Below are 16,978 nucleotides of genomic sequence, written 5' to 3'. Positions count from 1 at the left end.
AGCTGTAAGTACAGCTGCTTTTTTTATTACATTATCAGTAGCTAGTATTTAAGCTAATTCAGCTTCTGCTTTTTTAGTAAATTTAGAATGTACTAACTTATAAAGCGCAGGCAATATTAACAGTGTCAGTAAAGTTGATGAAATAATCCCGCCAACCACTACTGTCGCGAGAGGTTTTTGCATTTCAGAACCCGTTCCCGAATTAAGCGCCATAGGTATAAAGCCTAAACTTGCCACCAGCGCCGTCATCAGTACTGGGCGCAAGCGCTGTAATGCACCGCTGTGAATTGCATCAAACAAACTTAAACCATCGCTTCGTAACTGCTTTATAAACGACAGCATAACTACGCCGTTTAATACCGCGACACCACTTAGGGCAATAAAGCCGACACCCGCTGATATTGAAAGCGGCATATCGCGCAGCAATAACGCAAGCACACCACCCGTTAATGCCAGTGGCACACCACTAAATATAATCAATGAATCACGAAGCGATCCAAAGGCGCTATACAGTAAGCCAAATATAAGCAGTAAAGTGACCGGCACAACCAACGACAATCGCTTACTTGCTGATTGTAGCTGCTCAAACGTGCCGCCGTATTCAAGCCAATAGCCACTTGGTAAGTTAAGTGATTCATTCATGCTTGCTTGCGCATCACTTACAAAGCTTGCTAAATCGCGCCCTTCCACATTGGCAGTTACCACTACGTTACGTTTACCGCTTTCGCGGTTTATTTGATTAGGCCCTTTTTCAATGCTAATTGTTGCCACTTCGCCAAGCGGTACAAACGCAAGTTCTGGGTTACTATCTTTAGGTAAAGCAACTGGCAAACGAGCAAGTGCTGATACATCGCTAGACCAACGTTTATCAAGGCGTACTAATAACGAAAAACGTTTATCGCCTTCGTAAATTAGTCCGGTTTGCACACCACCAACAGCGGCGGCAAGTGTCTGTTGAATATCGTTTACGCTTAAACCCAATAACGCCATATGGTCGCGCATTGGTGTTACCGAAAGTGTTGGCAATCCTTCCATTTGCTCCAAACGTACATCGGTAGCACCTGCAATATTACGCATTAGCCCTGTGGCTTTTTCGCCAAACTCTTTAAGTACGCTTAAGTCGTCACCATAAATACGCAGTGCCACATCGGCGCGCACGCCAGCAATTAACTCATTAAAGCGCATTTCTATTGGTTGTGTAAATTCGTAATTATTACCAGGGACATCGTTAACACGGGTACGAATTTGCTGAACCAATTCTGCTTTAGTAAGTGCTGGATTAGGCCACTCATCTTGCGGTTTGAGTATTAAAAAAGTATCGGCAACATTGGGCGGCATAGGATCGCTTGCTACATCGGCAGTACCAATTTTTGAAAATACGTTAGCAACCTCAGGCTGATCTAATATGGCTTGCTCAAGCTCTTTTTGCATTTGCACAGATTGCTCAATACCGGTGCCAGTAATGCGCAGCGCGTGCATAGCAATATCCCCCTCATCAAGTTTCGGTAAAAATTCTGCGCCCATGTTTTTAACTTTAAAACCAAGCACTAATACTAATGCAGTGGCAATACCCACCATCAGCCACGGTAATTTAAGCGATATACCAAGTAATGGCTTATACACTTTTTTAACGCCGCGCATGACTGCGTTTTCGGTTTCATCAACCTTACCGCGAACAAACACTGCAATAGCAGCGGGTACAAAGGTAACGCCAAATATAAGCGCGCCAATTAACGCCGCAACTACAGTAAATGCCATTGGCTGAAACATTTTGCCTTCAACGCCACTTAGTGCAAATAAAGGTAAGTAAACCAGCATAATAATAACAATGCCAAATACAGCCGGTGTAAATACTTCTTTGGTGGCTTCGGTCACTACATTTAAACGCTCGTTTAAGGTAAGTAGCCTGCCATGTTTATGCTGAGCTACACCGAGTTGGCGCAGGCAGTTTTCAACAACAATTACAGCGCCATCAACAATTAAACCAAAGTCGATTGCGCCTAGGCTCATTAGGTTACCCGATACGCGATTACCCACCATTCCTGTAACGGCAAACAACATACTCAACGGAATAACCATTGCCGTAATAAGCGCGCCCGTTACATTACCCAGCAGTAATAGCAAAATTACTATCACTAAAACGGCACCTTCAAATAAGTTGGTTTGCACGGTTGCTATGGTTTTATCAACAAGAGTTGTGCGGTCGTAAACCGCTTCAACAATAACGCCAGCGGGTAAGCTTTTTTGCACATCAACTAACTTATCAGCCATGGCTTTTGCCACTACGCGGCTGTTTTCGCCAATTAGCATCATGGCGGTGCCGAGCACGGTTTCTTCGCCGTTATAAGTGGCCGCGCCGGTTCTAAGCTCTTTGCCTAAAAGCACGTTAGCCACATCTTTAATGCGTACAGGCGCATCGTCGCGCTTAGCTATAACGGTATTGGCTATGTCTTCTAGTGTTTTAAGCTGCCCAGGCGAGCGTACTAAATATTGCCCGTCAAAGCGCTCAATATAGCCTGCGCCTCGGTTACTGTTATTAACCTCAAGTGCACTAATTACATCGCTAATAGTAAGCTTATAGGCAATGAGTTTTTCGGGCACTGGCGCTACTTGGTATTGGCGCTCAAAACCACCTTGGCTGTTTATTTCGGTAACGCCTTTTACTTTTAAAAGCTGCGGGCGAATAACCCAATCTTGTAAAGTACGTAAGTCTTCGGCGTTGTAGGCGGTGCCATCTTCTTTTAACGCATTAGGCGTGGCGTGCACACTATAAGTAAATATTTCGCCTAAACCACTGGCAATAGGACCCAAGTTTGGCTCTACGTTATTAGGTAAGTCGGAGCGAATACTTTGAATGCGCTCACCAATTTGCTGACGCGCCCAATAAATATCGGTGCCTTCATTAAAAATAACCGTTACTTGCGAAAGCCCATAACGCGAAAGCGAACGGGTATAATCAAGCTTAGGTATGCCCGCCATGGCGGTTTCTACCAAATAGGTAATGCGTTGCTCTACCTCTAATGGCGTAAAACCCTGCGCTTTGGTATTAATTTGCACTTGTACGTTAGTTATATCGGGTACTGCGTCTACTGCTAAATTTTGAATGTTGTATACACCAAATCCAGCAAATAAAAATGTAAGCGCAAGCACCAGCATGCGGCGTTTAACCGCAAAAGAAACTATCCAATTAATCATGGTGCCTCCTAGTGAGCGTGGCTTGCGCCGCTTTTTAAAATATCGGCTTTAATGACATAACTATTGTCTGTTACGTATTCGCTACCTGCGTTTAAGCCTGTAAGTACTTCTACCCACTCGCTATTTTTTGCACCTAAGGTAACGGGACGCACTTCAAATACATTGTTTTTACGAACAAACACACTGAATTGACCGTTAAACTCTTGAATTGCTTGTGGCTTTACACGCACGCTGGCATTTATTTTAGCCACACTTACATCGCTATTTATATGCATGCCTGGGCGCCAATGCCCGTCTGGGTTATTAAGCTCTATACGGGCGCGCGCTATGTGCCCGCCAGTCATCATTGGAGCTATAAAAAACACTTTTCCTTGCGTATTTAAATGATGATGTAGGTCGTACACTTTAGCGCTTTGACCAATGGCGAGTTTTTCAATGTTTTCAGGAAAAGCCGATAACTCAACCCATACTTTATCAAGGTTAACTACCTGCATAAGTGCGCTGGTGCTTGCAAGCTCGCCACGCTTTAAGTATTGCTCGGTTACAACGCCGCTAATTGGGCTTTTAATGGGGTAATTTTGCAGTGTTTCGCGGTTGGTTACATTGGCAAGTACTTCGCCTTTTTTAACGTTTTGACCAATGCTTACAAAAATATCACTGATCAATCCGGCATACGGCGCCATTACTTCTACCGTGCCGTGTTGTGTTGGAGCAATAACACCAAAAAGCGTATCGGTAATATCTACTTCACCACTTTGCGCTATCTCGGTTTTAATGCCTGCGCGCTCAATAGCTCGCTCTGTTAACGTGGTTTGCCCTTCGTGTTGATCGTACTCATAGCTAATGCTCTCACTGTTATAATTAGCAGTAACGGTAAGTGCAAACGAATGCGGTTCGTTAATTGATTGCGTGCTCACAAGGTAGTCGCCCTCAGCTGTAAACTGTATATTTTGCGGGGCTTCAACTAAACGTTTTAAACTCATTGTTATGTTTAAGTCGTTTATATTAATTGGCTGATTTTGTTTATAGCCATATACACGTAGCTCAACATTACCTGCAAATTCTTGCAATTTAAGCTCAAGTGTTAATTTAGGGTCAGTTAATAAAAAGCCGCCGTGTGGACCTTGCTTTTGCTCGTGTTGCTCAGTTTCTTTATGACCTGACTCGCCATGCTCAGCAGAGGCAAATGCATGTGTACTTACAAAGCTGCTGGCAAACGAAAGTGATACTAGTAATGCGATTATATTTTTATTCATGATTGATGAGTCTCAATTAAAGATTGGCCTGTTAAACGCTCAAGAGTAAGTAGCACTTGGTACAGCTCTGCGTGAGTTGTAATAAGTGTGCGTTTAGAATCAAAAAGTGCTTGTTGAGCATCAAGCAATTGCAACACCGAAATTTGTCCGCGTTGATAACTTTTTAAGCTTTGCTCAATCAATGTTTGTGCCTGAGGAATAATTTGATCAGATAATAGCTTTGCCTGATTAGCTCGACCTTGATAATAAGCGTACAAAGTACGTACTTGCTGGCGTAGCTGGATGCGCAATTGCCCTTGCTGCTCATTTAAAAGCATGAGCTGACTATTTGCAGCTGCAATATTGCCGCTATTAGAATTGCTTAATTGCAGTGGCATAGAAAACGAAAACACTAACGAGCTGGAGTCATTTTGCTGGTTATAGCGCACGCCTCCCCCTACGTTAATATCGGTTTGTCCGTTTGCTTTTTGTAGTGTTAAGTTGGCTGTTTGCTGTAAATATTGCTGCTGTAATAATGCAAATTCAGGAGCTTGGTTAACCGCATCTAAAAGTGCTTGTGCTGATTTAAGCGCAGTAATTACATTAATATTGCCAGCAAAAGTATCGTAGGGTTGCTCCTCACTCCACAGCTCGTTAAGCGATAAACTTGCTCGCTCAAATTCACTATTAAGCATGGCTTTATCAAGCTCTACTTGGCTAAGTGCATAACGCATGCGCGTTACATCAGCTTGCGACGCAGCACCCGCATTGGCTCTTTGTTCAATCGCTTTAAGCGCCTGGGTAACTACCTGTTTACGTTCACTATTTAAACTTAATAATGTTTGAAATTTAAGCCCTTGATAGTATCGCTCAGCAGTGGTTGCCAATAACGCTAAACGGGTATTTTGATACTGTATTGCTTGGGCTTTAATATTGGCGGTTGCGTAATTAATACGGCTTTGGCGCTTATCGCCCAGCTCTATTAGTTGGCTAAGCCCAAGTGTTATTTCAGCGCCTTGAATGCCACGCGCCTTGTTTGTGCCCAGTAAGTTTTCAGCTTCAATATTCAATACAGGATTAGGCGAAAGAGCAGCTTGAGATTTAAGCGCACTCAATATTTTTTGATGATAAGGGTAGCGTTTTAATACCAGATTTTGTTGTTCGGTATTACTCAGTGCCTGCTTAAGGGTTAATGTTTTAACATTCGCCAAAGTACTAAAAGCAGGTAGCGCGCACATTAGCGCCACCAGCATAATTGGTTTTTTATTCATATAGCGTGTCCGTTTTTTAACAAACAGAGTTAACTTAATCACTACGCCTATTTTAAAAACAAGCGCGATCAAGCAACCTAAATATGTAAATAACTAGCCTAATAGCGCACAAGCGCAGGCAGTTTTTACAAAGTATTTAAAATTAAAAGCTAGCTATAAAAATTTGGTGGCGGTACATCTGGCGGGTAATTTAACCCGTTATAGCACGCAGGCGAAGTTGCTTTACTTTGCTCTGGGCTTATTGAATGGCTAGAGGTGCTGTTGTAGCCACAATGGCAATGTTGGTGGGCATGAATCTCGGTAGTTGATGTTTTATCGCTTTGGTTATCATCGGCTGTGGAGTCGCCTTGCGATAACGAACTGGTTACGTGATCAACGTCTTCTTGCAAATGATACGCAGCACCATCACAGCTAATAAAGCTGTGTACAAGCACTAATAATATCACTATTAAAAAACGGTTTGAGCGCATTACCTACCTAAAACTCTAAAATGCAATTTAAGAAATCGCACAATACCTTAAATTTATTCAAATGTAGAGAGCCGCTAACGTTATTTTCTAAATTCGCTTGGCGACACACCTACCGACTTCTTAAAACGTTTGGAAAAATTAAAAATATTAGAGTACCCCACATAACTTGCCACATGCGAAATTGGCCAAGCCGTGTTTAACAATAAGTTTTTAGCCCGTTCAATGCGTAAATAAATAAGTTGTTGTATTGGACTTTTACCAAATTGCGCTTGGCATAAACGATGCAAATGCGGCGATGAGTAATGCACATGTTCGCACATTACCTCTATTGTCCAATCAAACTGCAAGCGCTTATCTACCTCTTCAAACAGACTAATTAAACGATTATGCGCCGCACCCTGTGAATTATTTTGCAGCGTAGCATTTAAGTAATGACTTAAAATAGGCGTTACGCTTTCGCGTAAATTAACATTGGGCTCGCTGTATAAAAGCTCCATAGCAAGGTGTAACGGTTCAAGTTTTTGCTCGGTTAATACCAATGCTTGCGCTAAGTTTAAATGCTGCCAACGTTTAGTATTTGCAAGGTTTAACCAAATAACATCCCAATGTTCAGCATCAATTTTCACTTCAAAGCTTTGCTTTGCTGGTAGCACAATAAGTGTATTGGCATTAAGTGTGTACTGCTCATTTTGTGTTGTTAATTTACCCTGCCCTGCAAGTGTATAAAAAAGTGTATGTTCTAGCGGTGCTGAGCGTGCTACGCAATAACGACCCGATAGGTTTGAGCAACCCGCAAGTGCTATTTCAAGGTTTGGCATTTGCGCGAGCGTTTGTGAATCAATAAAGCGTTCTATACAACGCGGACCAATATCAAGTATGTCTTTAATGTTATAGCGCATAATTAAAATGATAGTTTTGGACAAATAAAGGAGAGCTTTAAGCATAACCCCTGCGATTATTTTTAGCTATATTTAGCGCATTATAATTGCCCGCTTATGCAATAGGATAAACATGACCTCTTTACAGCACATAATTAATCGCCGAGATTGGGAAAACCCAATTTCAGTACAAGTTAATCAAGTAAAAGCGCACTGCCCACTTAATGGCTTTAAAACAGTTGAAGACGCTCGTGCAAATACACAATCGCAAAAGCAAAGCTTAAACGGCCAGTGGGATTTTAAATTATTTGATAAGCCCGAAGCGGTCGATGAGTCACTGCTAAGTGAAACACTAGGCAGCGATTGGCAAAGTATTACTGTGCCTTCTAACTGGCAACTACACGGTTTTGATAAACCTATTTATTGTAATGTTAAATACCCGTTTGCAGTGAACCCGCCATTTGTACCAAGCGACAACCCTACTGGTTGTTACCGCACTGAATTTACTATCACACCCGAGCAGTTAGCGCAGCGTAATCATATAATTTTTGAAGGCGTTAACTCGGCTTTTCATCTTTGGTGTAACGGGCAATGGGTGGGTTATTCACAAGATAGCCGCTTACCCAGCGAATTTGATTTAAGCGAACTTTTAGTTGCGGGCACTAACCGTATTGCGGTTATGGTAATTCGTTGGAGCGATGGCAGTTATTTAGAAGATCAGGACATGTGGTGGCTAAGCGGTATTTTTCGCGATGTTAACTTACTTACAAAACCACAAAGTCAAATTAGTGATGTATTTATAACGCCGGATTTAGACGCATGCTACCGCGATGCCACGTTAGCAATTAAAACTACAATTGATATACCCAATCGTAATGACACTGCTAATGACTATAAAGTTGCCATACAAGTATTTGATGGCGAAACACCGTTATGTGAGCCGCAAATTCAAAGCACTAATAATAAACGTGCTGATGAAAAAGGCAGCTGGGCTGATGTGGTTTTTCATAACGTAGCAATAACAAGCCCTAAAAAATGGACCGCTGAAACCCCGTACTTATACCGCTGCGTAGTAAGCCTACTTGATGAGCAAGGCGAGACTATAGATGTTGAAGCCTACAACATTGGTTTTAGAAAAGTAGAAATGCTTAACGGGCAACTGTGTGTAAATGGCAAACCGTTGCTTATTCGCGGAGTTAACCGCCACGAACATCACCCAAAAAACGGTCATGCAGTAAGTACCGCCGATATGATTGAAGATATTAAGCTGATGAAGCAAAATAACTTTAACGCTGTGCGTACTGCTCATTATCCTAATCACCCTCGTTTTTACGAGCTATGTGACGAGCTAGGTTTATACGTAGTAGATGAAGCCAACATAGAAACCCATGGCATGTTTCCTATGGGGCGTTTAGCGAGCGATCCGCAGTGGGCTGGCGCATTTATGTCGCGTTATACACAAATGGTTGAACGCGATAAAAACCACCCCTCTATTATTATTTGGTCACTAGGTAACGAATGCGGGCACGGCGCAAACCACGATGCCATGTACGGCTGGTCAAAAAGCTTTGACCCCTCTCGCCCAGTGCAATACGAAGGCGGCGGAGCAAATACAACGGCTACCGACATTATTTGCCCAATGTATGCCCGTGTAGATACGCATATTGCCGACGACGCCGTACCAAAGCATTCAATTAAAAAATGGTTGAGTTTGCCAGGCGAAACTCGCCCGCTTATTTTATGTGAGTACGCGCACGCTATGGGTAACAGCCTAGGTAGCTTTGACGATTACTGGCAAGCATTTAGAGAATACCCACGCCTACAAGGTGGCTTTATTTGGGATTGGGTAGACCAAGGTTTATCTAAAACAGACGAAAATGGCGAGCATTACTGGGCTTACGGTGGCGACTTTGGTGATGAACTAAATGACCGTCAATTTTGTATAAACGGTTTATTATTCCCTGACCGTACACCGCACCCAAGCCTATTTGAAGCTAAATACAGCCAGCAACATTTACAATTTACACTGCGTGAGCAAAATAAAAATCAATACAGTATTGATGTATTTAGCGATTACGTATTTAGGGCAACAGATAACGAAAAACTCGTTTGGCAATTAATGCAAAATGGCATATGCGTTGAGCAAGGCGAGCAAGTACTTAATATAGCGCCGCAAAGTACGCACACTTTAACTATTAAAACTAAAACAACGTTTGAGCAAGGCGCACAGTATCACTTAAATTTAGAGTGTGTGCTAATTAACGACTCGCACTTTGCAAACGCTAATCACGTTATGGATACCGCGCAGTTTAAGCTTATAAACAGCAAGAGCTTAAGCAGTAATGTGTTTGCATCAGCTACAGAGCAAAGCGCTATAAGTGTTAATGAAACAGACTCTCACCTAAGTATTGAAGGCGATAAGTTTAAACTTATTTTTAGTAAGCAATCAGGGCTTATAGAGCAGTGGTTACAAAACGATACTCAGGTTATTAGTAGCCCATTAGTTGATAATTTTTATCGTGCACCACTTGATAACGATATTGGTGTAAGCGAGGTAGACAACCTAGATCCTAATGCATGGGAAGCTCGTTGGTTGCGCGCAGGTATTGGGCAATGGCAGCGCACTTGTAGCTCAATTAATGCAGTGCAATCAAGCGTTGATGTACGTATTACTTGTGTATTTAATTACGAGTTTAATGGCGTGCTACAGGCTCAAACACAGTGGTTATATACCCTCAATAATACCGGCAATATTAGCTTAAATGTTGATGTGAACTTAAACGACACCCTACCGTCAATGCCGCGAATAGGATTAAGTACAACGCTTAACAAGCAAAGCGATACACAAGTAAATTGGCTAGGGTTAGGTCCTTTTGAAAACTACCCAGATCGCAAAGCCGCTGCTCGTTTAGGTTATTATAGCTTGAGCTTAAATGATCTACATACACCGTATATATTTCCAACTGATAACGGCCTGCGTAGCGATTGCCAATTACTGAGCATTAATAACTTAACCGTAACTGGCGCGTTTTTATTTGTCGCCAGTGAGTATTCGCAAAGCATGTTAACTCAGGCAAAGCACACTAATGAACTAATTGCTGATGATTGCGTGCATGTGCATATTGATCATCAACATATGGGCGTGGGTGGCGATGACTCGTGGAGCCCAAGCACCCATAAAGAATATTTACTTGAGCAAAAGCAGTATAGTTATTCTTTAACTTTTTCAGCTAAATAGGTTATTTAAACAAAAACAGCGGCCAAATTGGCCGCTGTTTTTTAAATTTATAAACGTTATTTATTAGCTAGTTTTTTAGCTAATACGTTATCAAGCGAAAAACTTCCTGCCCCTTGAATAACAAGTACAGCCATTACAACAAGTAACGTTAAAGCATATTCGTAGCCATTGTTTGCCATAAACAAACCATTACTAATATGCACGCTAAAAATAGCAATCAACATTGTAAAGCCGGCAACAACCGCTGCTGGGCGTGTTAATAAACCAATTACCAAGGCAATACCACCAAAAAACTCTGCACTACCGGCCATCATTGCTAACCAATAACCTGGCTCTAAGCCAATACTTGCCATCCATTGCCCTGTGCCTTCCAGGCCATAACCGCCAAACCAAGCAAATAATTTTTGTGCACCATGCGCCGCTAAAATAAGGCCAACTGGCACTCGTAAAATTAATGCTGCTACGCCTGCTTTTGAGCTTAATAATGTGTTTAACAATTTCATGAGTTTTAGTCCCGTTTAATTTATTTGAGCGTTAGGTTTTTCCTAACCGTTGAGCACAGTTTACTATCATCATTTACAAACATTAATATCGGTATTATTGGTTAATTATCAATGCAGTGTTTTTAATATATTTTATGCACAAAAAAGCCGCTAACTTTAAACGTTAGCGGCTTTTAGTTTTAAGTTACTTAAAAGTGATTAAGCAACAGCTTGCTCTAAAATTTCACGGCTTTCTTTAAGCGTAATTGCTTGGTTTTCACCAAGTGCTAGCATGCCGTGCGCTTCAAGTTTACCAATAATATTGTCAATAGCCGCGGCTTTATCATCGCCATGTTCAGTAAGCACAGTTGCTACGTCAAGGCTGTGGTAAAACGCTTCAATTGCTGCAATTGTTTTCTCAGCTAAGTCGTCAGATTGCTCAAGACCAAATACGTTTTTACCCATTTGCTCTAGTTTTGCTTTTTTAACTGCAAATTGGTTGCGCAGTAAAGAAGGCTGAACAATAGCAAGTGAACGTGCATGGTCAACACCGTAAGCGGCTGTAAGCTCGTGGCCAATCATGTGCGTAGCCCAATCTTGCGATACACCAGAACCAATTAAACCATTAAGTGCTTGGTTTGCTGCCCACATAAGGTTTGCGCGCCATGCATCGTCTTGGTTTTCAAAGTTATCGCCTAATGATTTAAGTGCTTTTAATAGCGCTTCAGCGTAACCATCTTGTACAAGTGCACCGGCAGGGAATGTTAGGTACTGCTCACACGTATGAACCCATGCATCTACTAAACCATTTACAAGTTGGCGCTGTGGTAATGTTTTCATTACATCAGGGTCCATAATTGCAAACTTAGGTTGTACCGCAGGAGACATAAACGGAAGTTTTTGTTTAGTCGCAGCTTTGCTCACAACAGAACCTTGGTTAGACTCAGAACCTGTAGCTGGAAGCGTAAGTACTGCCCCAATAGGTAATGCGCTAGTTACTTTATGCTTACCAGTAGGAATATCCCAACCTTCGCCATCATAAACGGCAGATGCTGCAATGTATTTAACGCCGTCGATTACTGAACCGCCGCCTACACCTAGTACAAAGTCTATATCTTGTTCTTTACAAATTTTTACTGCTTGGTCTAACACTTCAATTGTTGGGTTAGCGCCAACGCCCGAAAACTCAACCCAATCAAAGCCTTCAAGTGCTGCTGCAACTTGATCGTACACGCCGTTCTTTTTAATTGAACCGCCGCCGTACACTACTAATACTTTTTGATCTTTTGCGATCAAATCAGTTAGTGAGGCAATTTGTTCTTGGCCGAACTGGATAAGTGTTGGATTTACGTAGCTAAATTTCATTATTTTGCTCCTAGGTGACGGTTAAATACTAAATAGAATGCTTAGTTACTAACTAAGCCAAACTTCAATGAGTGCATATTAGTGGCAAAACAAACATTAAAAAAGCCCAATAACTCGCAAAAGCTTGCCTAAAACTGTCAACATTGATATTTTACGCAAAATTCGTACGATAGTAGATGCTTTAATGTCCTCAATAGCCAACATGATGCAAAAATTTGCAGAGCATAATAATTTACTCAACTTTGAAGGCAACATGGAAACCATTATTCCAGATGTGTATTTTCATCGCGCAAGTAAAAGCTCGCCACGCCAGCCTCTCATATATAACTCAGGTATTATTATTGTTGGCCAAGGACATAAAATAATTCATTTCCCTGAACATCAAATAAAGTATGGCGAAGGTGACTACCTTGTTTTAGGTGTACCCGTACCACTTGAGTGCGAAGCTTTTACCGATAACAACCTGCCTGTAATGGGCATAGTTATAGATATAAACCCGGTAATGTTACACAAACTAGTAAACCAAATTGGTACACATAAACCATTCACTTCAGGGCAAATGGGTGGCGTTCAATCGGCTAAAATAGATGGCGCAATGGAGCAAGTAACCCACCGCTTACTTAGCGTGCTTAATAACCCTATTGAGGCTGACATTTTTGGCGAAGATATCGTAAAAGAATTAGTATACCGCGTGCTTTGCGGCCCACAAGGCGACACGTTAATAGGCCTTGCTATGCACGACGGGCATTATGCGCGTATAGCACGTACGCTCTCTACAATGCACAGTAGTTATGCCAATCAAATTACGGTTGAAGGGTTAGCTGAAGATGTAAATATGAGTGTGTCGTCGTTTCATCGTGCTTTTAGGCAAGTAACGTTTGAGTCACCATTACAATATTTAAAAAAAGTACGCTTAGCTAAAGCCAAAGAGCTTATAACCAGCAGTGGAAGCAAGGCAAACGAAGCCGCATTAAAAGTTGGCTATACCAGTCCATCGCAATTTAGCCGCGAATTTAAGCGTCACTTTAATAAAACGCCAAGTGAAATGTTAACTCAATTGCATAGCTAAAGATTATGCCTTTAGAGATATAAATTAACCGAGCGAGTCAATTTTAAGCACTGCTTTTTTGGTGTTTAGCATAGCTCGCTTACTAAATTGGCGATTAATAAATTGGCTAAAAATAATAGTAAATAACGTTGAGCAAATAGCTGCTGTTGCGTATACCTGCCAAGTCATAAAGTGATGCTTTAACATAAACGCAATTACTGCAAAAAATACACAGCCACCTAATGAACCAATAATACCGCCATTAAGAATTTTAAACGTTGAGGCTTGTTTGTCACTAAAGTGAGCAACACTGCCCATCACCGCTAAAATAACCGGAAAGGTAGATATTAATCCGCTCCAAGCAGACCCTATATGTTGTGATATAAACGTAACAAGCACAATAAAACTTGTTACGAGTACCATTTTTACTGGCAGCTCCCAGCGAGCATTTAATGGTTTTGCATCAACTGATATATTTAGCTTTGTAGAGATAACAGTTAAACCGAGTAAAATACACAGCGAAACCACACTCGCCACAATAATATCCACAGGCAAAAATAAAGTAATAATGCTAAATACACACCAAATGCTTAACGCTGTAAAAAGCGACTTAAACACACCAAATCTTCGTGATACAACCAAGTAACTAAAACAAAATAAACCTATACCACTCATACCGTATAAAGATGCCACAGCAGAGTTTGCAGCAAATAGCTTACCTTGCTCCAGCGCTATAAAATAAGATATTGGCCCCGAGGTGATAGGCAATCCAGGAATAATCCCACTAACAAAACTACCAAAGCGCTTTTGGGCATATGTTATCAGTAAAATAAGCAAAGGTGCGATTGTGAGTTTAAGTAGCATAAATAACAATAAAGTATGAGAGTTAAGATTAAGTCTACGCGGCTGTTACTATATTGTAGAGTGAATAAAAATCACTCATATAGTGTGATTTTTTTCACCTATAAATATTAAGTCATTTATCAAAAAACACTGATTAACAGTTATAAAAAAGCCACTAATTAAAGTGGCTATAAGCTTTACTAATACAACTGCATTTATACTTTTTTAAACAAAACCTCTGGGTTTACCATGGTTTTCATTTCAAGCACATTGCCATTTTGATCTTCAATAAAAAACGTTTCTTGCTCAAACTCATCACCAATAAAACGACGGTATGGTTTATCTAGGTATTCAATACCCGCATCTTCAATACGTTTTTTTAATCCATTAAATTCATCTTCAGATAAGTGAATCCCAAAGTGAGGTACTGCAACTGCGCCCATATCTACGTCGTGGCGAACTGTCGGTAAGCGCTCAACGCTTTGGTGCAAGGTAAGTTCATTACCCCAAAAATCTATATCTACCCAGCGACCTTCTTCACTATTACCCGTTTTGCAGCCTAGTACGTCACAATAAAACGCTTTAGCCACTTTTAAATCGCCAGCTGGAATAGCCAGATGCAAACAGTTAGACATAAATTACCCTTGGTTAACTCTTTAATATATTAAATTATCGCTATTATACATAACTTGTGATTTATAGAACATTAACAACGATACTATTAAGCATATTTAATACCTAAAATTTGTTTGAAAAACACTCTTTTTAGGTTTGTAATTACTTATAACATTTATTTGTTAGAGAGTATTAGAAAGCGCTAAAGGATTAGTTTAAAATGCGCCGCTATGATTAAATTCCTACTTTTAAAATTCATCACTTTCTTTTTAGGCTTTGTAGCTTGCTTTGCGATGCACACTACTTTTGACTTGCCTTTAGTGATTTCTGCAGCGCTAACGGGACTTATTGGCTCGTTTATTCCTTTTCCTGAGCGTTATAAAAACCATCCGTATGCTGCAATTTATGCTGGGAGCTTTGCGGGCATGTGCTCAACACATTTAATTACCAGTTACTGGGAGATTGCTATTATTTCGCTTATTGGCTCAAGTTTATATGTGCTCACTATGAACATGTTTACAGGTTTTGGTGGCAAGCTTGGTAGTGTTGCTTTTGCAAGTGTGGCACTTTTTGTATTAGCTAAAGGAATTGTATTATGAGTATTGAATACCCTTTACTGGTACTGCTTGGTGCTTTTTTAACATTTTATTTGGCTAAACATAGCCGCTTTGATGGTGTAAGAGCATCATCTTCACTGTCTATTATTGCTTATTTAATTTTTAGCGCCTTAAATTTAAACCCCGATTTATACGCAATTGTATTTTTTGGCGGCACATTCATAGGTATGAGCGCCCCACATCGATTTGGTATTTATACTGTAGCAAGCTCATCTATTTTGTTTTCAATCTTATTTGAATTCCTTGTACCAAAACTTGACGGCTATGGCGGTGCATTGGGTATTAGTGCATTTTTATCTGTATGCATTTGCCATACTTGTATTTTATTGGGTGCGCCAAGAAGTAAAAAGCCACAATAACTTACTTACGTTTAATACTAGTTGTAGGGTAGCCAAATAGTACTCTACATTTAGCTTTTATTCCCGATGCCTTATAAACACTTTTAAATAAGTGCTCCCACTGATGAAACGTAATAACGAATGGATTATTACTATTAAGCTGCCCTATAATTCCGTATTTACAAGGCTTTGATTTATCTTCTTCTACAAAGGTGCCAAATAACTTATCCCAAATAATAAGTACACCTGCAAAGTTTTTATCAAGGTAACCTGCATTTATTGCGTGATGAACTCGGTGATGCGAAGGCGTATTAAATACTTTTTCAAACCAGCCTAACTTACCTACTATTTGAGTATGTACAAAAAATTGATACGCCAAATTTAATGCAACCACGCTAAATACTGTTAGCGGTTCAAATCCAATTAAAATCATAGGTAGCCAAAACACCCACATACCGGCTACGGGGTACATTAAGCTTTGCCTAAATGCGGTGGTGAAATTCATTTTAGTTGAGCTATGGTGCACCAAATGTGCAGCCCACAACCAATGAATATGATGCGATGCTTTATGAAACCAATAATACAAAAAATCTTGCAGTAAAAATGCAAATGCAATACTTAATACACTCACTTCAATATCAAACAATCTATAGTCATACAACCAATTAAATAAAGGCATTAACAGCAGTAACGCAATAGCATCTGCGCCTTGGTGTAATAGCGCTAACACTGTATTTGCTAGGCTATCTTTTATGTCGTAATAGCGCTTAAACTTAATAAACTCAGAGCAAACAAATATCAAAAATAATGGGCTCAGAGCGAGTAAAATAATTTCTGAGTTCATACTTTACCCGCCAAAAAATAATTATTTAAATTGTTTAACGCTTGGGTTATATCTTTTGTAATAACATATTTAAGTAATGCATTTGGCATCCACCATGGAGCTGAGCAGCTTATGCAATAGTTAAGTTCGGTAACTAAAGTATTGATGTCTTTATTTGCAGTGAGGTATATATCGCCTCGATGATTAGCTACTGGTTTATCGCCTACTATTTGGTAACTGATCTGATTTTGATCGGCACTAATTATTTGCTCTGAAAAAGTTATTTTACCTATTTTCACTTGCCTAACAGATCCTTTTCCGCCTTCTATTTGCCCTTCGTCTTGTGCTTGTAGCAGCGTAAATTTGGCATTAAAAAATCGATGCAACTGTTGATGATCCAATAGTGTGCTTATTATTTGTTTTGGCTGTGCATTAAGCGTTCCTAAATTCGGATAATAAGTGCAATTTCTCAGATTAGATGGCCAGCTGTTATAATTCGGCCATTTTCTCGCCAAAGGAAATTGCTTTAATGAAATATAAACAGCTGACACAAGAAGAAA

The 16,978-nt window shown here is 40.4% G+C and carries 15 protein-coding genes; 4 read left to right on the top strand and 11 right to left on the bottom strand.

Features of this window, described 5'->3' with window-relative positions; translation table 11 throughout:
- Positions 1 to 48 precede the first annotated feature (48 nt).
- The 5 genes from I6F49_RS16270 to I6F49_RS16250 form a co-directional block, all read right to left on the bottom strand.
- Positions 49 to 3,195 (bottom strand): efflux RND transporter permease subunit, encoded by a 3,147-nt coding sequence (locus I6F49_RS16270; protein WP_197176272.1) that lies wholly within the window; start codon positions 3,193 to 3,195, stop codon positions 49 to 51.
- Positions 3,196 to 3,203: 8 nt separating this feature from the next.
- Complete coding sequence (locus I6F49_RS16265) at positions 3,204 to 4,451, bottom strand: efflux RND transporter periplasmic adaptor subunit (protein ID WP_165740915.1); 1,248 nt, start codon at positions 4,449 to 4,451, stop codon at positions 3,204 to 3,206.
- Positions 4,448 to 5,701, bottom strand: a complete 1,254-nt coding sequence (locus tag I6F49_RS16260) for a TolC family protein (protein ID WP_166419260.1) — start codon at positions 5,699 to 5,701, stop codon at positions 4,448 to 4,450. Before I6F49_RS16260 ends, I6F49_RS16265 begins: the two co-directional genes overlap by 4 nt.
- 149 nt (positions 5,702 to 5,850) lie before the next feature.
- Positions 5,851 to 6,171 carry a hypothetical protein gene (locus I6F49_RS16255; RefSeq protein WP_008135125.1) on the bottom strand — a complete coding sequence of 107 codons (321 nt, stop codon included), beginning with the start codon at positions 6,169 to 6,171 and terminating at the stop codon, positions 5,851 to 5,853.
- An 80-nt stretch (positions 6,172 to 6,251) separates the two neighbouring features.
- The gene (locus tag I6F49_RS16250; protein ID WP_197181335.1) at positions 6,252 to 7,070 is read right to left on the bottom strand and encodes an AraC family transcriptional regulator; all 819 of its coding nucleotides are present in this window, start codon (positions 7,068 to 7,070) and stop codon (positions 6,252 to 6,254) included.
- A gap of 112 nt (positions 7,071 to 7,182) precedes the next feature.
- Between I6F49_RS16250 and I6F49_RS16245 the strand changes: the two genes are divergently transcribed.
- Entirely contained in the window at positions 7,183 to 10,287 is a 3,105-nt protein-coding gene (locus I6F49_RS16245; RefSeq protein WP_197181325.1) for a beta-galactosidase, read from the top strand.
- Between the two features lie 56 nt (positions 10,288 to 10,343).
- On the opposite strand, the gene I6F49_RS16240 is transcribed toward I6F49_RS16245, so the two are convergent.
- Positions 10,344 to 10,790, bottom strand: a complete 447-nt coding sequence (locus I6F49_RS16240; protein ID WP_165727290.1) for a DoxX family protein — start codon at positions 10,788 to 10,790, stop codon at positions 10,344 to 10,346.
- Between the two features lie 198 nt (positions 10,791 to 10,988).
- Positions 10,989 to 12,134, bottom strand: coding sequence for an iron-containing alcohol dehydrogenase (locus tag I6F49_RS16235; protein ID WP_197181324.1), 1,146 nt, complete (start codon positions 12,132 to 12,134; stop codon positions 10,989 to 10,991).
- Positions 12,135 to 12,318: 184 nt separating this feature from the next.
- On the opposite strand from I6F49_RS16235, the gene I6F49_RS16230 reads away from it, so the two are divergent.
- The gene (locus I6F49_RS16230) at positions 12,319 to 13,203 is read left to right on the top strand and encodes an AraC family transcriptional regulator (protein ID WP_197181323.1); all 885 of its coding nucleotides are present in this window, start codon (positions 12,319 to 12,321) and stop codon (positions 13,201 to 13,203) included.
- 24 nt (positions 13,204 to 13,227) lie between these two features.
- Here the strand turns inward: I6F49_RS16230 and I6F49_RS16225 are convergent, their stop codons facing one another.
- Positions 13,228 to 14,046: a hypothetical protein gene (locus I6F49_RS16225; RefSeq protein ID WP_197181322.1), complete on the bottom strand. Its 819-nt coding sequence runs from the start codon at positions 14,044 to 14,046 to the stop codon at positions 13,228 to 13,230.
- A gap of 194 nt (positions 14,047 to 14,240) precedes the next feature.
- Complete coding sequence (locus tag I6F49_RS16220; RefSeq protein ID WP_197181321.1) at positions 14,241 to 14,660, bottom strand: VOC family protein; 420 nt, start codon at positions 14,658 to 14,660, stop codon at positions 14,241 to 14,243.
- Between the two features lie 210 nt (positions 14,661 to 14,870).
- On the opposite strand from I6F49_RS16220, the gene I6F49_RS16215 reads away from it, so the two are divergent.
- Positions 14,871 to 15,239, top strand: a complete 369-nt coding sequence (locus tag I6F49_RS16215) for a hypothetical protein (protein WP_197181320.1) — start codon at positions 14,871 to 14,873, stop codon at positions 15,237 to 15,239.
- Positions 15,236 to 15,616 carry a hypothetical protein gene (locus I6F49_RS16210; protein WP_010554619.1) on the top strand — a complete coding sequence of 127 codons (381 nt, stop codon included), beginning with the start codon at positions 15,236 to 15,238 and terminating at the stop codon, positions 15,614 to 15,616. Before I6F49_RS16215 ends, I6F49_RS16210 begins: the two co-directional genes overlap by 4 nt.
- Position 15,617: 1 nt before the next feature.
- On the opposite strand, the gene I6F49_RS16205 is transcribed toward I6F49_RS16210, so the two are convergent.
- Complete coding sequence (locus I6F49_RS16205) at positions 15,618 to 16,439, bottom strand: sterol desaturase family protein (protein ID WP_197181319.1); 822 nt, start codon at positions 16,437 to 16,439, stop codon at positions 15,618 to 15,620.
- Positions 16,436 to 16,891, bottom strand: a complete 456-nt coding sequence (locus I6F49_RS16200; RefSeq protein WP_197181334.1) for an SRPBCC family protein — start codon at positions 16,889 to 16,891, stop codon at positions 16,436 to 16,438. The genes I6F49_RS16205 and I6F49_RS16200 overlap by 4 nt, the downstream gene beginning before the upstream one ends.
- Between the last annotated feature and the right edge of the window lie 87 nt (positions 16,892 to 16,978).

This window comes from Pseudoalteromonas sp. SWN166 (assembly GCF_015864485.1).
Lineage (GTDB): Bacteria > Pseudomonadota > Gammaproteobacteria > Enterobacterales > Alteromonadaceae > Pseudoalteromonas.
This window is presented reverse-complemented; position numbering and strand designations above follow the sequence as displayed.

Coding starts and splice junctions, on each gene's coding strand:
- I6F49_RS16270 (WP_197176272.1), bottom strand. CDS start 3,195: ATGATTAATTGGATAGTTTCTTTTGCGGTTAAACGCCGCATGCTGGTG.
- I6F49_RS16235 (WP_197181324.1), bottom strand. CDS start 12,134: ATGAAATTTAGCTACGTAAATCCAACACTTATCCAGTTCGGCCAAGAA.
- I6F49_RS16265 (WP_165740915.1), bottom strand. CDS start 4,451: ATGAATAAAAATATAATCGCATTACTAGTATCACTTTCGTTTGCCAGC.
- I6F49_RS16260 (WP_166419260.1), bottom strand. CDS start 5,701: ATGAATAAAAAACCAATTATGCTGGTGGCGCTAATGTGCGCGCTACCT.
- I6F49_RS16205 (WP_197181319.1), bottom strand. CDS start 16,439: ATGAACTCAGAAATTATTTTACTCGCTCTGAGCCCATTATTTTTGATA.
- I6F49_RS16245 (WP_197181325.1), top strand. CDS start 7,183: ATGACCTCTTTACAGCACATAATTAATCGCCGAGATTGGGAAAACCCA.
- I6F49_RS16240 (WP_165727290.1), bottom strand. CDS start 10,790: ATGAAATTGTTAAACACATTATTAAGCTCAAAAGCAGGCGTAGCAGCA.
- I6F49_RS16225 (WP_197181322.1), bottom strand. CDS start 14,046: ATGCTACTTAAACTCACAATCGCACCTTTGCTTATTTTACTGATAACA.
- I6F49_RS16220 (WP_197181321.1), bottom strand. CDS start 14,660: ATGTCTAACTGTTTGCATCTGGCTATTCCAGCTGGCGATTTAAAAGTG.
- I6F49_RS16215 (WP_197181320.1), top strand. CDS start 14,871: ATGATTAAATTCCTACTTTTAAAATTCATCACTTTCTTTTTAGGCTTT.
- I6F49_RS16210 (WP_010554619.1), top strand. CDS start 15,236: ATGAGTATTGAATACCCTTTACTGGTACTGCTTGGTGCTTTTTTAACA.
- I6F49_RS16230 (WP_197181323.1), top strand. CDS start 12,319: ATGTCCTCAATAGCCAACATGATGCAAAAATTTGCAGAGCATAATAAT.
- I6F49_RS16255 (WP_008135125.1), bottom strand. CDS start 6,171: ATGCGCTCAAACCGTTTTTTAATAGTGATATTATTAGTGCTTGTACAC.
- I6F49_RS16250 (WP_197181335.1), bottom strand. CDS start 7,070: ATGCGCTATAACATTAAAGACATACTTGATATTGGTCCGCGTTGTATA.